Source organism: Kordia jejudonensis (assembly GCF_001005315.1).
Classification (GTDB): domain Bacteria; phylum Bacteroidota; class Bacteroidia; order Flavobacteriales; family Flavobacteriaceae; genus Kordia; species Kordia jejudonensis.
Window position 1 is genome coordinate 1 of the sequence record NZ_LBMG01000143.1, and the last position, 309, is coordinate 309.

The 309-nt window shown below is 36.6% G+C and carries 1 protein-coding gene; it reads left to right on the forward strand.

Annotated elements, in window-relative coordinates:
• The coding region (locus AA089_RS25295; RefSeq protein ID WP_046759379.1) for a hypothetical protein at positions 1 to 309 on the forward strand (309 nt) is incomplete at both ends.

Consider the following 309-nt stretch of genomic DNA (forward strand, 5'->3'; position numbering starts at 1 on the left):
ACATAAGTGGGCGCGGAACTATCACTTCAGCTTTTCCAATATTTACAGGAACACAGTCAAGTACTTCAACTAACTATGCAATAGCTACTGAGGTGTTACAAGGATTGTGCTACATCTATCATTATGATTATAAAAATAGAGTTGTAGAAAAGAAAATACCAGCAAAAGGATGGGAATACATCGTATATGACAAACTAAATCGTCCAGCACTTTTACAAGATGCCAACTTACGATTGGAAGATAAATGGTTTGTGACCCAATATGACGCGTTATCAAGACCTGTAATGACTGGACTCTATTGGAAAGAAT